Consider the following 18,332-nt stretch of genomic DNA (forward strand, 5'->3'; position numbering starts at 1 on the left):
CCACCTTCGGATACCAAAGAGGGGTGCCATGGCCGAGGTCTTTACCGGCAACTTCACGCAGCAGGACCCGATCCCCGACGAAGGGATCGCGGCGGCGGTCGCGGTCATGCGCGGCGGGCGGCTTCATCGCTACAACGCCGCGCCGGGCGAGACGTCCGAAGTCGCGCGGCTCGAGGCCGAGTTCGCCACCTATGTCGGCGCGCGCTATTGCCTTGCCGTCGCCTCGGGTGGCTATGCCCTGGCCACGGCGCTGCGCGCGGTGGGGGTGCAACCCGGCGACAGGGTCCTGTCCAACGCCTTTACTCTGGCCCCCGTACCCGGTGCGATCGCGGCAGTGGGGGCGGCGCCTGAGTTCGTCGGCGTGACCGAGGCGCTGACGATCGACCTTGACGATCTCGAGGCGCGGCTTGCCGCGACCCCGGCGCGGGTCCTGTTGCTCAGCCACATGCGCGGGCATGTCTGCGACATGGATCGGCTGATGGCGCTGTGCGCGGCCGCCGGCGTCACCGTGATCGAGGATTGCGCCCATACCATGGGGGCGCGCTGGCGCGGGGTGCCCTCGGGGCGGCACGGCGCGGTCGGCTGCTATTCGACGCAGACCTACAAGCACATGAATTCGGGCGAGGGCGGGCTTCTTGTCACTGACGACGCGGGGATCGCCGCGCGGGCCGTGCTTCTGTCGGGCTCCTACATGTTCCACGACCGCCACGGCGCCGCGCCCGGGCCCGAGGTCTTCGAACCCCTGCTGGGGCAGGTTCCGAACGTCTCGGGCCGCCTCGACAATCTGCGCGCGGCCATCCTGCGGCCGCAGATCGCGCTTCTCGATGACCGCTGCGCCGGCTGGACCGCGCGCTACCGGAGGGTCGAGGCCGGCCTGCGCGGCGTGCCCGGCCTCAAGATCATCGACCGCCCGGCCGACGAGGCCTTCGTCGGCTCGTCCTTCCAGTTCCTGCTGCCCGACTGGCCGCCCGCGGCCGTGGCGGGCGTGGTCGCGCGCTGCAAGGCGCGGGGGGTGGAGCTCAAGTGGTTCGGGGCCGAACGCCCCGCGGGCTTCACCTCGCGCTACGATCACTGGGAGTATGCCGCGCCCCGTCCGATGCCGGCGACCGACCGGGTCCTGGCCGGGCTTCTCGACATGCGGCTGCCGCTGACCTTCTCGTTGCCGGACTGCGACCTGATCGCCCGGATCGTCGCCGACGAGGTGCGGGCCGAAGGCGCCCGAAGCGGGGTCGGGCAGGCGGCAGCGGAATAGGACCCACGGCGCGATTGACCGAATCCGCGGTCCGCCGTATTATTTGAACGACCGTTCAATAACGGCAGGAGGACCCGTGTTCACCGCATCCATGACCTTCGACCTTGGGGAAGAGGTCGCCGCGCTGCGCGACATGGTCCACCGCTGGGCGCAGGCGCGTCTCAAGCCGCTGGCCGCCGAGATCGACCGGGCCAACGACATGCCGCGCGGGCTGTGGCGCGAAATGGGCGATCTGGGGCTTCTCGGCATCACCGTGGAAGAAGACTACGGCGGGGCCGGGATGGGATATCTTGCCCATGCCGTCGCGGTCGAAGAGATCGCCCGCGCCTCGGCCTCGGTCAGCCTGTCCTACGGGGCGCATTCCAACCTTTGCGTGAACCAGATCCGCCTGAACGGCACCGAGGCGCAGAAGCGGCGCTACCTTCCCGGGCTGATCTCGGGCGCCGAGGTCGGCGCGCTGGCCATGTCCGAGGCGGGGGCGGGCTCGGACGTGGTGTCGATGACGCTGCGGGCCGAGCGGCGCAACGACCACTACCGCCTCACCGGCACGAAATACTGGATCACCAACGGCCCCGACGCCGACACCCTGGTGGTCTATGCCAAGACGGACCCGGACGCGGGCTCGAAGGGGATCACCGCCTTCCTCGTCGAGAAGACCATGACCGGCTTCTCGACCAGCCCCCATTTCGACAAGCTTGGAATGCGCGGGTCGAACACGGCCGAGTTGATCTTCGAGGACGTGGAGGTGCCCTTCGAGAACGTCCTGGGCGAGGAAGGTCGCGGCGTGCGCGTGCTGATGTCGGGCCTTGACTACGAGCGCGTCGTGCTGGCCGCGATCGGCCCCGGCATCATCGCGGCCTGCCTGGACGAGGTCCTGCCCTACCTGCGCGACCGGCATCAGTTCGGCCGGCCGATCGGGTCGTTCCAGCTGATGCAGGGCAAGATCGCCGACATGTACACCGCGCTGAACTCGGCCCGGGCCTATGTGTATGAAGTGGCGAAGGCTTGCGACCGGGGCGATGTCACGCGGCAGGATGCCGCCGCCTGCTGCCTTTACGCCAGCGAAGAGGCGATGAAGCAGGCCCATCAGGCGGTGCAGGCGATGGGCGGGGCCGGGTTTCTGGCCGATGCGCCGGTCGCGCGCCTTTTCCGCGACGCCAAGCTGATGGAGATCGGCGCGGGCACAAGCGAGATCCGGCGCATGCTGATCGGGCGTGAACTGATGGCGGCGATGGGCTGAAGGGCGGGACAAGGGGTGGACATGGACGCGATTGAAGGCGGCACGACCGGCACCGAAGGCACGCTGGGGCCGCTGACGCCCTGGCTCGAGGGGCTGGCCACGCTGGTCGAGGTCTTCGCCCTGATCATCCTGATCAGCGGTCTGGTGCGCTTCTCGATCTACTACATCGGGGCCGAGGTCCGCATTCGCGAGCAGGATCAAAGCGCCGCGCGCATGGATGCCGGGCGGGTGGTGCTGTCGCGCTACATCCTCTCCGCGCTCGAGGTCTTCATCGTCTCGGACATCATCCGCACCGTTCTTTTCCCCACGCTCGAAAGCCTTGCGATCCTGGGCGCGCTGGTCGCGATCCGGTCGACGATCAGCTTCTTCCTCGACCGCGAGATGCGCGAGATCGAGCATGAACGGATCAGGTCATGACACGCCTGCAATCCCTGCCCACAGGAGCGATCCGATGAGACATCTTCTTCTTGCCGCGACCCTTGCCCTTGCCGCCGCGCCAGTCGCGGCGCAGCCCGACCTTCCCTTCTCGCCGGCCGGGACCGAGGCCTGCCTGCTGCGCGCCGAGGGCGTCCTGCGCGAGGTCTGCGTGGGCCTTTCGGCCGCGGCCTGCATCGACACGCCCGACGGGTACACGACGGTCGGCATGTCGACCTGCCTTGGGAAAGAGGCCGAATACTGGGACGGCCGGTTGAACGCGGCCTACCAGGCCCTTCTGGAGGTCGACGGACAGGTCGATGCCGAACTGGCCGAACTGGGCTCGGCGGCCGCGCCCATGGTGCCTGCGCTGCGCGAGATGCAACGCGCCTGGATCGCATTCCGCGATGCCTCGTGCCTTTACGAATATACCCAGTGGGGCGGCGGAACCGGCAGCGGCCCGGCCTCGAACGAATGTGTCATGCGGATCACCGCGCGCCAGGCGCTGGCGCTTGAGGACCGTCTGGCCCAAAAGCAGGCGCAATGAAGCTCGACTCGGCCCATCTGCCCGGCAGCGCCGCCGCGGCCGCGAACCGGGCCGCGCATCTGGAGGCGCTGGGCCGTGTGACCGAGGCGGCGGCGCTCGCCGCGGCGGGCGGCGGCGAGGCCGCGCTGGCGCGCCATGTGGCGCGCGGCAAGATGCTGCCCCGCGACCGGGTGGCGAACCTTCTCGATCCCGGGTCGCCCTTTCTCGAGGTCGGCGCGACCGCCGCGCACGGCATGTACGACGGCGCCGCGCCCTGCGCGGGCGTGATTGCCGGGGTGGGACGCGTGCAGGGACGCGAGGTCATGGTCGTGTGCAACGACGCGACCGTGAAGGGCGGCACCTACTATCCGATGACGGTCAAGAAGCACCTGCGCGCGCAGGAGATCGCGCAGGAATGCCGGCTGCCCTGCCTCTATCTGGTCGACAGCGGCGGGGCGAACCTGCCCAACCAGGACGAGGTCTTTCCCGACCGCGACCATTTCGGGCGCATCTTCTACAACCAGGCGCGGATGAGCGCGGCGGGCATCCCGCAAATTGCCGTGGTCATGGGCTCGTGCACGGCGGGCGGGGCCTATGTGCCCGCCATTTCTGACGTCACCATCATCGTGCGCGATCAGGGCACGATCTTCCTGGCCGGCCCGCCGCTGGTGAAGGCCGCCACGGGCGAGGTCGTCACCGCCGAGGATCTGGGCGGCGGCGACGTGCACACGCGGCTGTCGGGCGTGGCCGATTACCTGGCCGAGGACGACGCCCATGCGCTGGCGCTGGCCCGTCGGGCCGTCGCCTCGCTTGGCCCCGCGCCTTCGGTCGGGGCGGACTGGACCAGCCCCGAGGAGCCGGCCCACGACCCCGACGAGATCCTCGACGTCGTGCCCGCCGACCTGCGCACACCCTACGACATCCGGGAAGTGATCGCGCGCGTCGTCGACGGCTCGCGCCTTGACGAGTTCAAGGCGCGCTTCGGCGAAACGCTGGTGACCGGCTTTGCCCATGTGCAGGGCTGCCCCGTGGGGATCGTCGCCAACAACGGCGTGCTGTTTTCCGAAGCCGCGCAGAAGGGCGCGCATTTCGTCGAGCTTTGCTCGCAGCGGCGCATCCCGCTGATCTTTTTGCAGAACATCACCGGCTTCATGGTCGGCCGCCGCTACGAGAACGAGGGCATCGCGCGGCACGGCGCCAAGATGGTGACGGCCGTGGCGACCACCGCCGTGCCGAAGATCACCATGCTTGTGGGCGGTTCCTTCGGGGCCGGCAACTATGGCATGGCGGGCCGCGCCTACCAGCCCCGGTTCCTCTGGACCTGGCCCAACAGCCGCATCTCGGTCATGGGGGGCGAGCAGGCGGCCGGCGTGCTTGCCACCGTCCGGCGCGACGGGATCGAGCGTGGGGGCGGCACCTGGTCGCCGCAGGACGAGACCGACTTCAAGCGCCCCACCATCGAGATGTTCGACCGCCAGTCGCACCCGCTTTACGCCTCGGCTCGGCTCTGGGACGACGGGATCGTGGACCCCCGGAAAAGCCGCGAGGTCCTTGGCCTGTCCCTGCGCGCCGCGCTGAACGCCCCCGTGGACGAAACGCGCTTCGGCGTGTTCCGGATGTGACCGCGATGACGCTTGAGGACGCGCTTGCCCGTTATCCCGGCGCCGTGACCTTCACCTTCGGCGACAGCCGCGCGCTGTGCGACGCGTTGCTGGCACTGGTGCGGTCCGGGCAAAAGACCGCGACCTGCGGCGCAGCCCGCGACTTCGAAACGGACGGCGAACCGCCCCCGGTCGCCGGTCGCCGGGACATCGCGCTCGACTGGGACGGAAACCCTGCCCTGGTGATCGAGACTATCGAGGTCACGCGCCGCCGATTTCGCGAGGTCGACATGGACTTCGCCCTGGCCGAGGGCGAGAACGACGATCTTGACGGCTGGCGCCGCGACCACCGCGCCTATTTCGAGCGGAACGGCGGCTGGTCGGACGACATGGAGCTGATCTGCGAGCGCTTCCGCCTGGTCGAGGACCTTGGGGGCGTTCCATGACCCGCGCCACAGGCCAAACCCACGCCCCATTCCCGGAGTATGCGCAGCTTCATGTCGAGACGACGCAACACGGTCCTTCCCGTCGACCCCGCGCGCCGAAGCCGCCAGCGGCATCCGGTGGACCCGCCACGCAGGCGCCGGCGGCGCAGGGCGCCCGATCCGGTGCGCGCGCTCAAGGCCGTCATGGTTGTGGGCGGGCTTGCGCTTCTGTTCCTGCCGCAGCTTGCGGACATGGCGCAGGGGGTGGCGCGCACCCTCTGGTCGCCCCCCGAGGCCTGCCAGGTTCTGAACGTGATCGACGGCGACACGGTGACGATCCTGTGCCCGGCGACGGGGGTCGAGCGGGCGCGGATCGTCAACGTCGACACGCCCGAACTGTTCAGCCCGTCCTGCCCGCAGGAATACCTTCTGGCGATGCGCGCCAAGTGGGAATTGCGGCGGCTGATCTGGACGGCGGACGAGATCACCATCGTCAAGCGCGGCCTCGACCGCTACGACAGGCGCCTCGTGACGCTGCTGCGCGACGGCGCCGACATCGGGCGGCCGCTGATCGAGGCGGGCCTCGCCCGGCCCTATGGCGGGGGTGCGCGCGAAAGCTGGTGCCAGGGCTAGGCCGGTGTCGCGATGTTTGAGCGTCTCCTCATCGCCAACCGGGGCGAGATCGCCTGCCGGGTGATCCGGACCTGCCGGCGGCTTGGCGTGGGCACCGTCGCGGTCTGGTCGGACGCCGACCGCGACGCGCTGCATGTCGCGCTGGCCGACCGGGCCGTGCGCATCGGCGGGGCCGCGCCGGCCGAAAGCTATCTTCGCGGCGACCGGATCATCGAGGCGGCGCTGGCGACCGGCGCGACGGCGATCCATCCCGGCTACGGCTTTCTCAGCGAGAACCCCTCGTTCGTCGAAGCGGTCGACGCCGCGGGCCTGACCTTCATCGGCCCGTCGGCCGATGCCATCCGCGCGATGGGTCTGAAGGATGCCGCCAAGCGCCTGATGGCGGATGCGGGCGTGCCGGTGGTGCCGGGCTATCACGGCGCCGATCAGGACCCCGGCCATCTCGAGGTCGAGGCCGCCGCGATCGGCTATCCGGTGCTGATCAAGGCGGTGGCGGGCGGCGGCGGCAAGGGCATGCGCCGGGTCGACCGGCCGCAGGACTTCGTGATGGCGCTTGAATCGGCCCGTGCCGAGGCGCGCGGCGCCTTCGGCAACGACGCCGTGCTGGTCGAGAAATACATCGACACGCCGCGCCACATCGAGGTGCAGGTCTTCGGCGATGGCACCCGGGCGGTGCATCTGTTCGAACGCGACTGTTCGCTCCAGCGCCGCCACCAGAAGGTGATCGAGGAAGCCCCCGCGCCGGGGATGACGTCCGAGATGCGTGCCGCGATGGGGGCGGCGGCTGTGCGCGCGGCCGAGGCCATCGGCTACAAGGGGGCAGGGACCGTCGAGTTCATCGTCGACGGCGGCCGTGGCCTTCGCCCGGACGGATTCTGGTTCATGGAAATGAACACCCGTCTTCAGGTCGAGCATCCGGTGACCGAAGTGATCACCGGCGTCGACCTGGTGGAATGGCAGCTTCGCGTCGCGGCGGGCGAGGCGCTGCCGCTCGCGCAGGCCGATCTGTCGATCGACGGCCACGCCTTCGAGGCGCGCCTTTACGCCGAAGACGTGCCGGCGGGCTTCCTGCCGGCCACGGGACGACTGGATCATCTGGCCTTCCCCGATGGCGTCCGGGTGGACAGCGGCGTGCGGGCGGGTGACGCGATTTCCCCGCACTACGACCCGATGATCGCGAAGATCGTGGTGCATGGGCCGACGCGCGCGCTTGCCCTTTCACGACTTCGGGCGTCGCTGGCAGGCACGGAAATCGCCGGAACTGTCACAAATCATGCATTTCTGTGCAAACTGGCCGGACACGCCGGCTTCGCCGCGGGCGAGGTCGACACCGGTCTCATCGCCCGCGACCTTGCCGCGCTGACGGCCGAGAAGGCCCCCTCCGACGGCGCCGTCGCGGTTGCCGCGCTGACCGCGCTGGGCCTTCCGGCCAAGGGGGCGACCGGATTCGCCCTCTGGCAGCCGCTGGCCTGGGAGACGCGCCTTCGGCAGGGCGGCGCGGACCTTGCCGTGCGGGTCACGGTCGAGGGGCCGGCGCGCTTCGCGGTCGAGGGGGCGGGAAACCGGCTGGTGCTTGACCGCCGCGATGGGGCCTGGTGGGTCGACGGCGAAAAGACGGGGCTTCGCGCGGTGCGCCACGGGGCCAGGGTCACGGTCTTCGGCGGCGATGCCGCCGCCTTCGAGGTGCCCGACCCCCTTGACCGCGGGGCCGAGGCGGGCGTGGGCGCGGACGTGGTCCTGTCGCCCATGCCGGGCCGGGTCAGCGCCGTCGATGTCCGGCCGGGTGACGCGGTGGGGAAGGGCCAGCGCCTGGCCGTGCTCGAGGCGATGAAGATGGAGCATGTGCTGACGTCGGCCCGCGACGGGGTCGTGGCCGAGGTGCTTGTCGCCGCCGGCGCGCAGGTCGAGGCGGGCGCCCCCCTCGTGCGGCTCGAGGCCGGCGATGGCTGAGCGGGTCGAGATCTTCGAAGTGGGCCCGCGCGACGGGCTTCAGAACGAGGCGCGGCTTATTCCGGCGTCGGAAAAGATCGCGCTCGTCGACTGCCTGTCGGGCGCGGGCTTCCGCCGGATCGAGGTGGCCAGCTTCGTCAGCCCCCGATGGGTGCCGCAGATGGCCGACGGGGCCGACGTGCTGGCCGGCATCACCCGTGCGCCCGGCGTGCGCTACGCCGTGCTGACGCCGAACCTTCAGGGATTCGAGCGCGCCGTCGCCGCGCGTGCCGACGAGATCGCGATTTTCGCCTCGGCCAGCGAAGGCTTTTCGAAGGCCAACCTGAACGCGACCATCGCCGAAAGCCTAGACCGGTTCGCCCCGGTGGCCCGGGCGGCCGCGGCCGAGGGACTGCCGATGCGCGGCTATGTCTCCTGCGTGACCGACTGTCCTTATGACGGGCCGACCCCGCCCGGCAACGCGGCGCGCGTGGCCGCCGCGCTGTTCGACCTTGGCTGCTACGAGGTCAGCCTGGGGGACACGCTTGGGGCCGGCACGCCCGACACCGTCGCCGCGATGCTGCGCGCGGTGCTGGAGGTGGCGGGGCCAGATCGGCTGGCAGGTCATTTCCACGACACCGGGGGGCGGGCGCTCGACAATGTCGAGGTCGCGCTCGATCATGGGCTGCGGGTCTTCGACGCGGCGGTGGGCGGGCTGGGCGGTTGCCCCTTCGCGCCGGGGGCGGCGGGCAACGTGGCGACCGGGGCGGTGCACGCCCGGCTGACCCGCCTTGGCTACAAGACGGGGCTGGATGCCGGCGTTCTGGCGCGGGCCGCGGAGATGGCGCAGGGGATGAGGACGGTTGGCAATGGCTGACACGGTCAGGGTGACGCGCGACACGCGCGGTGTGGCGACGCTGTGGCTGGCGCGGCCCGATAAGCACAACGCTCTGTCCGAGCAGATGATCGACGATCTCACCCGGGCCGCGCAGGCCCTCGGCGCGGACGACACGGTGCGTGTCGTGGTCCTTGCCGCCGAGGGGCAAAGCTTTTGCGCGGGCGGCGATCTGGGCTGGATGCGGGCGCAGATGGCGGCCGATGCGCCGACCCGCGCGGCGGGCGCGCGCCGGCTTGCGCTGATGCTGCGGGCGCTCGACCACCTGCCCAAGCCGCTTGTCGGCCGGGTGCAGGGCAACGCCTTCGGCGGCGGCCTGGGCTTGATGTCGGTCTGTGACGTGGCCGTGGCCGCCGACACCGCGCGCTTCGGCCTGACCGAGACGCGGCTGGGCCTGATCCCGGCGACCATCGGCCCCTATGTCGTGGCCCGCATGGGGGCGGCGCGGGCGCGGCGGGTGTTCTTTTCGTCCCGCGTCTTCGACGCGCCCGAGGCGGTGACGCTTGGCCTTGTCGCGCGGGCGGTCGCGCCCGACATGCTTGACGCCGCCGTCGAGGCCGAGGTCGCCCCCTATCTGTCGTGCGCCCCGGGCGCGCTGGCCGAGGCCAAGGCGCTGGTGCGCCAGCTGACCGCGCCGATCGACGATGCGGTGGTCGAGGCGACCATCGCCGCGCTGGTCGCGCGCTGGGAAAGCGCGGAAGCCGCCGAAGGGATCGCGGCGTTCTTCGACCGGCGCGAGGCGTCCTGGACCGGGCCTCGGCCGGAACGGCCGGTCAGAAGCTGAAGTCGAACCCGTCGGCGCCGATGTCGTCCGCGAAGGCCATGGGGCTCGCGATCAGCCAGGAATAGCGTTCTAGAAAAGCGTCCATCTCGGCGGATTGCGCCGCGTCTCCGCCGACGAGAACGTCGTCGCCGTCCTGGCCCGCAAGGGCATCGTCGCCCGCACCGCCGAAGATGAAGTCGTCGCCGGCGCCGCCGTCGAGGGCGTCGGCCCCGGCGCCCCCCGACAGGGTGTCGTCGTGGTTCGAGGCCCAGACCGTGTCGTCGCCCCCCATCGCGTCGATCTGCTGCCCGGCAGGGCCGTTCGAGGAAAAGATGGTCTCGGCGCCGTCCGTGGCCGTCAGCGTCAGCACGTCCTCCCAGTTCCTCATGTCGATGACCGCGGCCGTGCCGACGGCGATCACGTCCGCCCCGTCGGCGTTGCCGAAGACGATGTCGCCGGGATCGTCGACAAGGATCCGGTCGCGGCCCGCCCCGCCATACAGCCGGTCGCCGCCGCTGCCGCCGTCGATCGTGTCGGCGCCCGCGCCGCCGTAAAGCGTGTCGCGCCCCGCGCCGCCCAGCAGGTGGTCGTCCGCGCCGTAGCCGCTGATCGTGTCGTCGCCGTCGCCACCCTCGATGGTGTCGGCGCCCTCGCTGCCCTGCATGAAGTCGTCGCCGCGCGCGATGCCCGCGTCAGCGGGCGTGATCCGCACCGTCGACGACGGCGTTTCGATGATGCGCCCCGCCCCCTGATCGCCCTCGCGGCCAAGGGTGAGGGTCACGAACTCGTCGTATTCCAGCGCGTCGTCCACGATCGTCTGCAAGGTGATTTCGGCCGTATGCGTGTTCAGGGTGCCCCAGCCGATCACCCCGGCGAACGAGGTTCCGGGGGCGAAGTCCGTGAACGTCAGGTTGCCGCCAAGCTCGACCGACCAGCGCACACCGCCTTCGGTGAAGTCGGCGCCGACCATGCCCACCGTCAAGACGATCGCGTCGCCTTCGACGCCGCCGCTTTCCAGCCGCGACCAGACGATCGATTCGACAAGGTCGACCGCCCCGCCGCCCGCGATCCCTTCGACATGGGGTCCCGGGGCCGTATTGCCGCGGTCAATCCCATCGCCGCTGTAAAGGCCGCCGGTGACGCCGGCCGGACGCCCAAGACCGTTGCTGCCCGACGCGGCCCGGTCGCCGAAGTCCCGGTCGCCGCCCAGCCCGCCCGCGCCCCTGACCCCCATCAGGCCGCCGTCGCCGCCCAGCCCGCCGGCGGCGGTGAAGGGGGCCGGCAGGCCGGCGGCGCCGACCACGAGCGATCCGTTCACCGTGGCGCTGCCAAGGTTGAGGATGCCGATCACGCTTGTGCCGGCGTGTCCGGCGAAGCCGCCATTGCCGCCCCGCCCGCCGTCGCCGCCGTCGCCCCCGGCCTTGGCCGAGGTGAACCATCCAAGGCCGGTGTAGGCATCCCCGCCCGAACCGCCGTCGGCCCCGCGCCCGCCGCGTCCGCCGTCGCCGCCGTCGCCGCCCGCGCCCCCCTGCGACACATTGCCGTCGAGAAAGGCGACATGCGTCACCGTGATCGTGCCGTTGTTCACGACCGTGGCCGCATCGCCGCCGTCGCCACCGTTGCCGCCGTCGTCGGCATTCTTGCCGTCGATCCCGTCTCCGCCGCCAGTCGCGGTCACTCCGAAGGCGCCGTCGGTGCCGCTGAAGGCGGCCGGCACGTTGCCCGGATAGACGCCGTTCGCGCCGTCTCCGCCGGCTTCCGCGATGGCGGTGTTGCCGTCGAACTCGATGCGTTCAAGCGCCAGCGTCCCGTCGTTGCGGATCGACGCGAAGGCCGCGCGCCCGTCGGCGGCGTGGCCGCCCGATCCGCTGCCGTTGGCGGCCTGACCGCCGATGAGGGACGCGCCATCGATCAGGTTCAGATTGCGGAACGTCGCCGATGCGCCGGCCTCGACGAAGAAATGCGCGGTCTGCCCGTTCGCGTCGATGGTGACGGGGGGGCGGCCGCCGGCCTCGCCGGGGTTGCCGTCGATCGTCAGCGCGCCGCCCGCGGCGGCGATCGTGATGCCGCCGAACCCGGACAGGGTGTTCGCCGAGGTCTGGCTGCTCAGCTGGACAGGTCCAAGGCCGGCCAGAAACGTGACCGTGTCGTCTTCGGCCGTTCCGTTGGCCAGGGCCACCGCCTCGCGCAGCGACAAAAGGCCGTCATCGGGGTCGACAATATCGGCCGTTGTCGTGACGGTAATTGTCGCCATAATCTGTGCTTCCACTTCAATACCTTGAAAGTCTTGTCACATCTGACGCTGGGTCAACCCCTGATTTTCTCGATCGGGCATATTTCCCACACGGATGCGGCCCGGTTTCCGGGGCCAGTTTGACGGTCTGCGTGGATTGACCCTCCCCGGTCACGGGATTAGGACTTGGCCAACTGAGAACATGCGACGAACGCATGGAGAAGGAGCCGAGACGTGGACGATCTCTTGCGGGAATACCTCCCGATCCTGATCTTTCTGGCGATGGCCATCGGCCTGGGGCTCGTGCTGATCCTTGCCGCGGCGGTGATCGCGGTCCGCAACCCCGACCCCGAGAAGGTCAGCGCCTACGAGTGCGGGTTCAACGCCTTCGACGACGCGCGGATGAAGTTCGACGTGCGGTTCTACCTCGTGTCGATCCTGTTCATCATCTTCGACCTCGAGATCGCGTTCCTGTTCCCGTGGTCGGTGGCCTTCGGCGAGATCAGCATGACCGCCTTCTGGTCGATGATGGTCTTCCTGGCCGTGCTGACGGTCGGCTTCGCCTATGAATGGAAGAAGGGGGCGCTGGAATGGGAATAGCCGCCACCGCCGGACCCGACAAGGACGTCGCCGCCCGGCAGCTCAACGCCGAGTTGCAGGACAAGGGGTTCCTGCTGACCTCGACCGACGACATCATCAACTGGGCGCGCACCGGATCGCTGCACTGGATGACCTTCGGTCTGGCCTGCTGCGCGGTCGAGATGATGCACACCTCGATGCCGCGCTACGACCTCGAACGCTTCGGCACCGCGCCACGCGCCTCGCCGCGGCAGTCGGATCTGATGATCGTGGCGGGGACGCTGACCAACAAGATGGCGCCGGCCCTGCGCAAGGTCTACGACCAGATGCCCGAGCCGCGCTACGTGATCTCGATGGGCTCCTGCGCCAACGGCGGGGGTTATTACCACTACAGCTATTCCGTTGTGCGGGGCTGCGACCGCATCGTGCCGGTCGACATCTACGTGCCGGGCTGCCCGCCGACCGCCGAGGCGCTGCTTTACGGCATCCTGCAGCTTCAGCGGAAGATCCGGCGCACCGGGACGATCGTCCGCTGAGGCGGGCCCGCGCGCCATCAAGGAAGGACAAGCCATGAGCGAAGCGCTTCGCGAGCTAGCCGGTCATATCGAGGCCAAGCGCCCCGACTGCGTCCTGTCGTGGGAGATCGCGCAGGGCGAGCTGACGCTGCAGGTCGCCCCCTCGACGCTGGTCAGCTTCGTGGAATTCCTCAGGGTCGACCGCGGGTGCCGTCTGTCGACTCTGGTCGACATCACCGCCGTCGACCACCCCGAACGCGAGGCCCGCTTCGACGTCGTCTATCACTTCCTGTCGATGTACCAGAACCACCGCATCCGCCTGAAGCTGCAGGCGCGCGAGGACGACATGGTGCCGTCGATCGTGTCCGTGCACCCTTCGGCCGGCTGGTTCGAGCGCGAGGTCTTCGACATGTTCGGCATCCTCTTCTCGGGGCACCCGGACCTGCGGCGCCTTCTGACGGACTACGGCTTTCGCGGCCATCCCCTGCGCAAGGACTTCCCGACGACGGGGTATGTCGAGGTGCGCTATGACGAGGCGCAGAAGCGCGTGGTCTACGAACCCGTGAAGCTGGTGCAGGAGTATCGGAACTTCGATTTCATGAGCCCCTGGGAAGGGGCGCAGTACATCCTGCCGGGCGACGAGAAGGCCAAGGCGGGCGGGGCCTGAGGATGACGAAGGCCGCCACAGTCGTGCTGGGCGTCGGCGCCACCAAGTCGGGGACAAGCTGGCTTTACCGCTATCTTGCCGATCATCCCGGCTGCCATCTGCGCACGATCAAGGAACTGCACTATTTCGACGGCGTCGAGAAGGGCAACCTTTCCGACCAGGCCGCCGACCGCCGGCGCGAGGTGGCGGCGATCCAGGCGCGCATCGATGCGGGCCGGGCGGGCGCCGGCGCGCAGGCGCGGCTGCGCGATCGCGCCGACTGGGCGCGGGTGCTTGACAGCGGGCGCGAGGACGAGGCCGCCTATCTTGGTTATCTCGACGACGGCCGCGGCACCCGGTCGGTGGTGGGCGAGGTGACGCCGGCCTATGCGCTTCTGCCCGAAGAGCGGCTGCGCGCCATGGCCGGCCTGGGCGGGCGCGACGTGCGCTTCGTCTATCTGATGCGCGACCCCGTCGCGCGGCTCTGGAGCCACGTGCGCATGATCGCGGGTCGCCGCGCGCCGGACGGGGCGGTGTCGCGCCGCCGCTGCGACCGTATCCTTGCGCGAACGCTCGCCGGCGAAGAGACCCAGATCGAGGCGCGCGGCGATTATCGCGCGGCGCTTGAAAAGCTCGCCCGCGCGATCGACCCGTCGCGCCTTCTGGTGCTGGTCTTCGAGGATCTGGTGGGCGGCGACGCCACGGCCCGGCTGTGCGCCTTTCTGGGCCTCGCGCCGCGCGCGCCGGACCTTGCTCCGGTGCATGCCGGCCAACCGATGCCGATGACGCCCGCGCAGGCGCACGCCGCGCGCGACTGGCTTGCGCCGCAATACGACTTCGTCGCCGACCGACTGGGCCACCGCCCCGCGGGCTGGCGCTTTGACCTCGCAGAGGTGGGATCATGATGGACGGAAAATTCGACGACGCGCTGACGGGCGAACAGAAGATCCGCAACTTCAACATCAACTTCGGCCCGCAACATCCCGCCGCACACGGGGTTCTTCGCCTTGTGCTTGAGCTTGACGGCGAGATCGTGGAGCGCTGCGACCCCCATATCGGGCTTCTGCACCGCGGCACCGAAAAGCTGATGGAGACGCGGACCTACCTTCAGAACCTGCCCTACTTCGACCGCCTCGACTATGTCGGCACGATGAACCAGGAGCACGCCTGGTGCCTTGCGATCGAGCGGATGACCGGCACCGAGGTGCCGCGCCGGGCGCAGCTGATCCGGGTGCTTTACTGCGAGATCGGGCGCATCCTGAACCACCTTCTGAACGTCACCACGCAGGCCATGGACGTGGGCGCGCTGACGCCGCCGCTGTGGGGCTTCGAGGAACGCGAGAAGCTGATGATCTTCTACGAGCGGGCCTCGGGGGCGCGACTGCACGCGGCCTACTTCCGACCGGGCGGGGTGCACCAGGACCTTCCGCCCCAGCTGATCGACGACATCGACGCCTGGGCCGACGCCTTTCCCCGCGCGCTTGACGACATCGACACGCTGCTGACCGAAAACCGCATCTTCAAGCAGCGCAACGTCGACATCGGCGTCGTCACCGAGGGCGACATCCAGGACTGGGCGTTCTCGGGCGTGATGGTGCGCGGATCGGGCCTTGCCTGGGATCTGCGCCGCGCCCAGCCCTATGAATGCTACGACGAGTTCGAGTTCATGATCCCCGTGGGCAAGAACGGCGACTGCTACGACCGCTATCTGTGCCGCATGGCCGAGATGCGCGAGTCGACCAAGATCATCAAGCAGGCCTGCGCCAAGCTGCGCCTGCCAGAAAACCAGGGCGACGTGATGGCCCGCGGCAAGATGGCCCCGCCGTCGCGGGGCGAGATGAAGACCTCGATGGAGGCGCTCATCCATCACTTCAAGCTTTACACTGAAGGTTTCCACGTCCCGGCGGGCGAGATCTATGCCGCGGTCGAGGCGCCGAAAGGCGAATTCGGCGTCTATCTGGTGGCCGACGGCACGAACCGGCCCTATCGCGCCAAGATCCGCGCGCCGGGCTTCGCGCATCTTCAGGCGATGGACCATCTGTGCCGCGGTCATCAGCTTGCCGACGTCTCGGCGGTGCTCGGGTCGCTCGACATCGTGTTCGGGGAAGTCGACCGTTGATGCCGGGATGGGCCGCCCTTCTTTGCGGCACCGTGACGGTGCTGATCCTTGCGGCGATGGCCGTGGCGTTCTGGCGAGATCCCGATGACGGGCTGCGCCAGACATCGCACCGGATCGAGCTTTTGCCGCGGGTGATGGCCGACCGCTATACCGCCTTCGCGATCCTCGCGCTGGTGCTGACGCTTCATGGCGACCTGGCGGTGCTGGCGGCCTTCTTCGCGGTCTGTGCCTTCATGGGCTTCGCCGACGGCCTGATCTATGCCCGCGCCGGGCATCCGCACGGCAAGCACACGCTGTCGGGCGTCCTGTCGACGGGGGCTCTGGCGATCACGCTGGCCGCGCTGGCCACGGGAGGGTCCGCATGATCCGCGCCCTGACCCTGACCACCGGCATCCTTGCCGCGCTTTCGGCGCTGCCCGCCCAGGCGCAGGACACGCCGTTCGACCAGCTTGTCAACGAAAGCATCGGCTACGTGAACATCGGGCCGGGACTTCTGCTGGTCGAGGACGAGGTGTCGAGCCATGTCTGCCGCGTGAACATCTCGGACGTCTATTTCTTCGGCTATGCCGAGGGCGACCCCGGCGCGATCGCCGCCGAGCCGCCCGAGATCGTCTGCGTGCCGACCGCGCGCGTCGCCGCCGATGCGCTGCCGCTGGTGCGCGGCGAGGTCACGCCGTTCGACCAGATCGTCGACCAGAGCATCGGCTACGCCAGCATCTCTCCCGGCATCGTCCTGATCGAGGACGACGTTTCAAGCCATGTCTGCCGTGTGCAGATCGACGACCTTTACTTCCTTGCCTATGCCAGCGGCAACGACGACCGGATGCGCCAGCTTGCGCCCACGATCATCTGCGTGCCGTCCACCGACCTGACCCGATAGAGACCGACCGATGCTTCGACGCCTTCATCCCGAGCAGCCCGCCAGCTTCGCCTTCACGCCCGAGAACCTTGCCTGGGCCGAGGCGCAGATCTCGAAGTATCCGCCCGGCCGGCAGGCCAGCGCGATCATCCCGCTACTGTGGCGCGCGCAGGAACAGGAAGGCTGGCTGTCGCGCCCCGCGATCGAGGAGGTCGCGCGCATGCTCGACATGGCCTATATCCGCGCGCTCGAGGTCGCGACCTTCTATTTCATGTTCCAGTTGCAGCCGGTGGGGGCGGTCGCCCACGTCCAGGTCTGCGGCACGACGTCCTGCATGATCTGCGGCGCCGAGGACCTGATCGCGGTCTGCAAGGAAAAGATCGCCCCGCGCGCGCACGCGCTGTCGGCCGATGGGCGCTTCAGCTGGGAAGAGGTCGAATGTCTTGGCGCCTGCGCCAACGCGCCCATGGCCCAGATCGGCAAGGATTACTACGAGGATCTGACCGCCGCGCGGCTGGCCGAGATCCTGGACGAGATGGCCGCCGGCCGGGTTCCCGTGCCCGGGCCGCAAAACGGCCGCTATGCGGCAGAGCCGCTGAGCGGGCTGACCTCGCTTGCGTCCCACGCCGCGGACCGGACGCGATACAATGCCTCGGCCGATCTGGCGGTGACGCTGGGCGACACGATCAAGCGCATCGACGGGACCGAGGTGCCGCTGCGCGCGCCCTGGCGTGACGGGGGCAAGGCGCCCGCGCGCGCGACCGACAAGCCGGCGAAAGCCGCCGCGCGCGCCAAGGGCCCCGCGCCGGACAAGGTGAAGGCCGAGAAGATCGGGCGCCCGAAGGTCGGGTCGGTTGCACCGGACGATCTGAAGAAGCTCAAGGGCGTGGGGCCCGCGCTCGAGAAGAAGTTGCACGCCGCGGGGGTCACGTCCTTCGCGCAGATCGCAGGCTGGACAGAGGCCGAGATCGCCGCCTTCGACGAGACGCTGAACTTCAAGGGCCGCATCGCGCGCGAGGGCTGGGTCGAGCAGGCCCGCATCCTTGCCGCGGGCGGCGAGACAGAATTTTCCCAACGCGGGGATTCCTGATATGGGGTGGACCACAACACTTCGAACGGGAGAGACAGACTGATGTCGAAACAGACACAAGGGTCGCTGGCGATCGTCGGTGCCATCGCGGGCGGCGTCCTCGTTGTGGCCTTCGTGGCCCTCATGGTGGTCGGACAATGGGCCTTCTCGCCCGCGGCCTTCGTCGCGGTTCTCGTCGCGGCCGCGGTGGCGGTGATCCTTCTCGCGGGCTTCCACAAGAAGCCGGCCCCGCCGGTGACGGCGCCGCTCCGCAAGCCCGCCGCGGCGCCCGCGCAGAATGCCGAACCGGCTCCGGCGCCCGCCGCCAAGGCCGCGCCCGCTGCATCTTTCGTGTCGAGCGCTCCTGCGGGACCGGACGATCTGAAGCAGCTGTCGGGCGTGGGGCCGGCGCTTGAGAAGAAGCTTCACGCCGCCGGCGTCACGACCTTCGCGCAGATCGCCGGGTGGAGCGAGGCCGACATCGCCGAGATGGACGAGAAGCTTGCCTTCCGGGGCCGGATCCAGCGCGACGGCTGGGTCGCACAGGCCAAGGTCCTCGCCGCGGGCGGCACGACCGAGTTTTCGAAGCGCGTCGAGGACGGGGACGTCTACTGACGCAAGAATGCCGGGCCGG

20 protein-coding genes are annotated in these 18,332 nt (G+C 69.6%); 19 read left to right on the forward strand and 1 reads right to left on the reverse strand.

All coding sequences use genetic code 11. The features are described from left to right. Positions 1–28: 28 nt before the first annotated feature. From ACRDNQ_RS02840 to ACRDNQ_RS02885, 10 genes are all read left to right on the forward strand, one after another. Entirely contained in the window at positions 29–1,252 is a 1,224-nt protein-coding gene (locus ACRDNQ_RS02840) for a DegT/DnrJ/EryC1/StrS family aminotransferase (RefSeq protein ID WP_431827112.1), read from the forward strand. A gap of 76 nt (positions 1,253–1,328) precedes the next feature. Then, entirely contained in the window at positions 1,329–2,492 is a 1,164-nt protein-coding gene (locus ACRDNQ_RS02845; RefSeq protein ID WP_431827113.1) for an acyl-CoA dehydrogenase family protein, read from the forward strand. Positions 2,493–2,513: 21 nt separating this feature from the next. After that, positions 2,514–2,909, forward strand: a complete 396-nt coding sequence (locus ACRDNQ_RS02850; RefSeq protein ID WP_431827114.1) for a DUF1622 domain-containing protein — start codon at positions 2,514–2,516, stop codon at positions 2,907–2,909. Positions 2,910–2,943: 34 nt separating this feature from the next. Beyond that, a complete protein-coding gene (locus ACRDNQ_RS02855; RefSeq protein WP_431827115.1) occupies positions 2,944–3,453 on the forward strand; it encodes a lysozyme inhibitor LprI family protein in 510 nt (169 codons plus the stop codon). Next, entirely contained in the window at positions 3,450–5,054 is a 1,605-nt protein-coding gene (locus tag ACRDNQ_RS02860) for a carboxyl transferase domain-containing protein (protein ID WP_431827116.1), read from the forward strand. Before ACRDNQ_RS02855 ends, ACRDNQ_RS02860 begins: the two co-directional genes overlap by 4 nt. Positions 5,055–5,059: 5 nt before the next feature. Next, entirely contained in the window at positions 5,060–5,479 is a 420-nt protein-coding gene (locus ACRDNQ_RS02865; protein WP_431827117.1) for an ASCH domain-containing protein, read from the forward strand. A 51-nt stretch (positions 5,480–5,530) separates the two neighbouring features. Further along, complete coding sequence (locus ACRDNQ_RS02870) at positions 5,531–6,091, forward strand: thermonuclease family protein (RefSeq protein WP_431827118.1); 561 nt, start codon at positions 5,531–5,533, stop codon at positions 6,089–6,091. 12 nt (positions 6,092–6,103) lie between these two features. Further along, positions 6,104–8,041 (forward strand): acetyl/propionyl/methylcrotonyl-CoA carboxylase subunit alpha, encoded by a 1,938-nt coding sequence (locus tag ACRDNQ_RS02875; RefSeq protein ID WP_431827119.1) that lies wholly within the window; start codon positions 6,104–6,106, stop codon positions 8,039–8,041. Further along, positions 8,034–8,897, forward strand: coding sequence for a hydroxymethylglutaryl-CoA lyase (locus ACRDNQ_RS02880; RefSeq protein WP_431827120.1), 864 nt, complete (start codon positions 8,034–8,036; stop codon positions 8,895–8,897). The genes ACRDNQ_RS02875 and ACRDNQ_RS02880 overlap by 8 nt, the downstream gene beginning before the upstream one ends. Continuing rightward, positions 8,890–9,699 carry a crotonase/enoyl-CoA hydratase family protein gene (locus tag ACRDNQ_RS02885; RefSeq protein ID WP_431827121.1) on the forward strand — a complete coding sequence of 270 codons (810 nt, stop codon included), beginning with the start codon at positions 8,890–8,892 and terminating at the stop codon, positions 9,697–9,699. Before ACRDNQ_RS02880 ends, ACRDNQ_RS02885 begins: the two co-directional genes overlap by 8 nt. Here the strand turns inward: ACRDNQ_RS02885 and ACRDNQ_RS02890 are convergent. Continuing rightward, the gene (locus ACRDNQ_RS02890; RefSeq protein WP_431827122.1) at positions 9,689–11,932 is read right to left on the reverse strand and encodes a hypothetical protein; all 2,244 of its coding nucleotides are present in this window, start codon (positions 11,930–11,932) and stop codon (positions 9,689–9,691) included. The genes ACRDNQ_RS02885 and ACRDNQ_RS02890 overlap by 11 nt on opposite strands. A 213-nt stretch (positions 11,933–12,145) precedes the next feature. Between ACRDNQ_RS02890 and ACRDNQ_RS02895 the strand changes: the two genes are divergently transcribed. From ACRDNQ_RS02895 to ACRDNQ_RS02935, 9 genes are read left to right on the forward strand one after another with little or no spacing between them, the layout of a single operon-like run. Beyond that, positions 12,146–12,511 carry an NADH-quinone oxidoreductase subunit A gene (locus tag ACRDNQ_RS02895; RefSeq protein ID WP_431827123.1) on the forward strand — a complete coding sequence of 122 codons (366 nt, stop codon included), beginning with the start codon at positions 12,146–12,148 and terminating at the stop codon, positions 12,509–12,511. Then, on the forward strand, positions 12,481–13,026 hold the full coding sequence (locus ACRDNQ_RS02900) for a NuoB/complex I 20 kDa subunit family protein (RefSeq protein ID WP_431827124.1): 546 nt from the start codon (positions 12,481–12,483) through the stop codon (positions 13,024–13,026). The genes ACRDNQ_RS02895 and ACRDNQ_RS02900 overlap by 31 nt, the downstream gene beginning before the upstream one ends. A gap of 34 nt (positions 13,027–13,060) precedes the next feature. Next, a complete protein-coding gene (locus ACRDNQ_RS02905; RefSeq protein ID WP_431827125.1) occupies positions 13,061–13,672 on the forward strand; it encodes an NADH-quinone oxidoreductase subunit C in 612 nt (203 codons plus the stop codon). A 2-nt stretch (positions 13,673–13,674) separates the two neighbouring features. After that, on the forward strand, positions 13,675–14,556 hold the full coding sequence (locus ACRDNQ_RS02910; protein ID WP_431827126.1) for a sulfotransferase: 882 nt from the start codon (positions 13,675–13,677) through the stop codon (positions 14,554–14,556). After that, the gene (locus ACRDNQ_RS02915; protein WP_431827839.1) at positions 14,556–15,770 is read left to right on the forward strand and encodes an NADH-quinone oxidoreductase subunit D; all 1,215 of its coding nucleotides are present in this window, start codon (positions 14,556–14,558) and stop codon (positions 15,768–15,770) included. The genes ACRDNQ_RS02910 and ACRDNQ_RS02915 overlap by 1 nt, the downstream gene beginning before the upstream one ends. Next, positions 15,770–16,135 (forward strand): hypothetical protein, encoded by a 366-nt coding sequence (locus ACRDNQ_RS02920; protein ID WP_431827127.1) that lies wholly within the window; start codon positions 15,770–15,772, stop codon positions 16,133–16,135. Before ACRDNQ_RS02915 ends, ACRDNQ_RS02920 begins: the two co-directional genes overlap by 1 nt. After that, positions 16,132–16,650 carry a hypothetical protein gene (locus ACRDNQ_RS02925; RefSeq protein ID WP_431827128.1) on the forward strand — a complete coding sequence of 173 codons (519 nt, stop codon included), beginning with the start codon at positions 16,132–16,134 and terminating at the stop codon, positions 16,648–16,650. The genes ACRDNQ_RS02920 and ACRDNQ_RS02925 overlap by 4 nt, the downstream gene beginning before the upstream one ends. A gap of 10 nt (positions 16,651–16,660) precedes the next feature. Continuing rightward, entirely contained in the window at positions 16,661–17,719 is a 1,059-nt protein-coding gene (gene nuoE / locus ACRDNQ_RS02930; protein ID WP_431827129.1) for an NADH-quinone oxidoreductase subunit NuoE, read from the forward strand. 42 nt (positions 17,720–17,761) lie between these two features. After that, positions 17,762–18,313: a helix-hairpin-helix domain-containing protein gene (locus ACRDNQ_RS02935; RefSeq protein WP_431827130.1), complete on the forward strand. Its 552-nt coding sequence runs from the start codon at positions 17,762–17,764 to the stop codon at positions 18,311–18,313. Positions 18,314–18,332 lie beyond the last annotated feature (19 nt).

The organism is Saliniferula longa, assembly GCF_050789285.1.
GTDB lineage: Bacteria > Pseudomonadota > Alphaproteobacteria > Rhodobacterales > Rhodobacteraceae > CAVPWP01.

Coding starts and splice junctions, on each gene's coding strand:
- ACRDNQ_RS02840 (WP_431827112.1), top strand. CDS start 29: ATGGCCGAGGTCTTTACCGGCAACTTCACGCAGCAGGACCCGATCCCC.
- ACRDNQ_RS02850 (WP_431827114.1), top strand. CDS start 2,514: ATGGACGCGATTGAAGGCGGCACGACCGGCACCGAAGGCACGCTGGGG.
- ACRDNQ_RS02855 (WP_431827115.1), top strand. CDS start 2,944: ATGAGACATCTTCTTCTTGCCGCGACCCTTGCCCTTGCCGCCGCGCCA.
- ACRDNQ_RS02860 (WP_431827116.1), top strand. CDS start 3,450: ATGAAGCTCGACTCGGCCCATCTGCCCGGCAGCGCCGCCGCGGCCGCG.
- ACRDNQ_RS02865 (WP_431827117.1), top strand. CDS start 5,060: ATGACGCTTGAGGACGCGCTTGCCCGTTATCCCGGCGCCGTGACCTTC.
- ACRDNQ_RS02870 (WP_431827118.1), top strand. CDS start 5,531: ATGTCGAGACGACGCAACACGGTCCTTCCCGTCGACCCCGCGCGCCGA.
- ACRDNQ_RS02875 (WP_431827119.1), top strand. CDS start 6,104: ATGTTTGAGCGTCTCCTCATCGCCAACCGGGGCGAGATCGCCTGCCGG.
- ACRDNQ_RS02880 (WP_431827120.1), top strand. CDS start 8,034: ATGGCTGAGCGGGTCGAGATCTTCGAAGTGGGCCCGCGCGACGGGCTT.
- ACRDNQ_RS02885 (WP_431827121.1), top strand. CDS start 8,890: ATGGCTGACACGGTCAGGGTGACGCGCGACACGCGCGGTGTGGCGACG.
- ACRDNQ_RS02890 (WP_431827122.1), bottom strand. CDS start 11,932: ATGGCGACAATTACCGTCACGACAACGGCCGATATTGTCGACCCCGAT.
- ACRDNQ_RS02900 (WP_431827124.1), top strand. CDS start 12,481: ATGGAAGAAGGGGGCGCTGGAATGGGAATAGCCGCCACCGCCGGACCC.
- ACRDNQ_RS02905 (WP_431827125.1), top strand. CDS start 13,061: ATGAGCGAAGCGCTTCGCGAGCTAGCCGGTCATATCGAGGCCAAGCGC.
- ACRDNQ_RS02910 (WP_431827126.1), top strand. CDS start 13,675: ATGACGAAGGCCGCCACAGTCGTGCTGGGCGTCGGCGCCACCAAGTCG.
- ACRDNQ_RS02915 (WP_431827839.1), top strand. CDS start 14,556: ATGGACGGAAAATTCGACGACGCGCTGACGGGCGAACAGAAGATCCGC.
- ACRDNQ_RS02920 (WP_431827127.1), top strand. CDS start 15,770: ATGCCGGGATGGGCCGCCCTTCTTTGCGGCACCGTGACGGTGCTGATC.
- ACRDNQ_RS02925 (WP_431827128.1), top strand. CDS start 16,132: ATGATCCGCGCCCTGACCCTGACCACCGGCATCCTTGCCGCGCTTTCG.
- nuoE (WP_431827129.1), top strand. CDS start 16,661: ATGCTTCGACGCCTTCATCCCGAGCAGCCCGCCAGCTTCGCCTTCACG.
- ACRDNQ_RS02935 (WP_431827130.1), top strand. CDS start 17,762: ATGTCGAAACAGACACAAGGGTCGCTGGCGATCGTCGGTGCCATCGCG.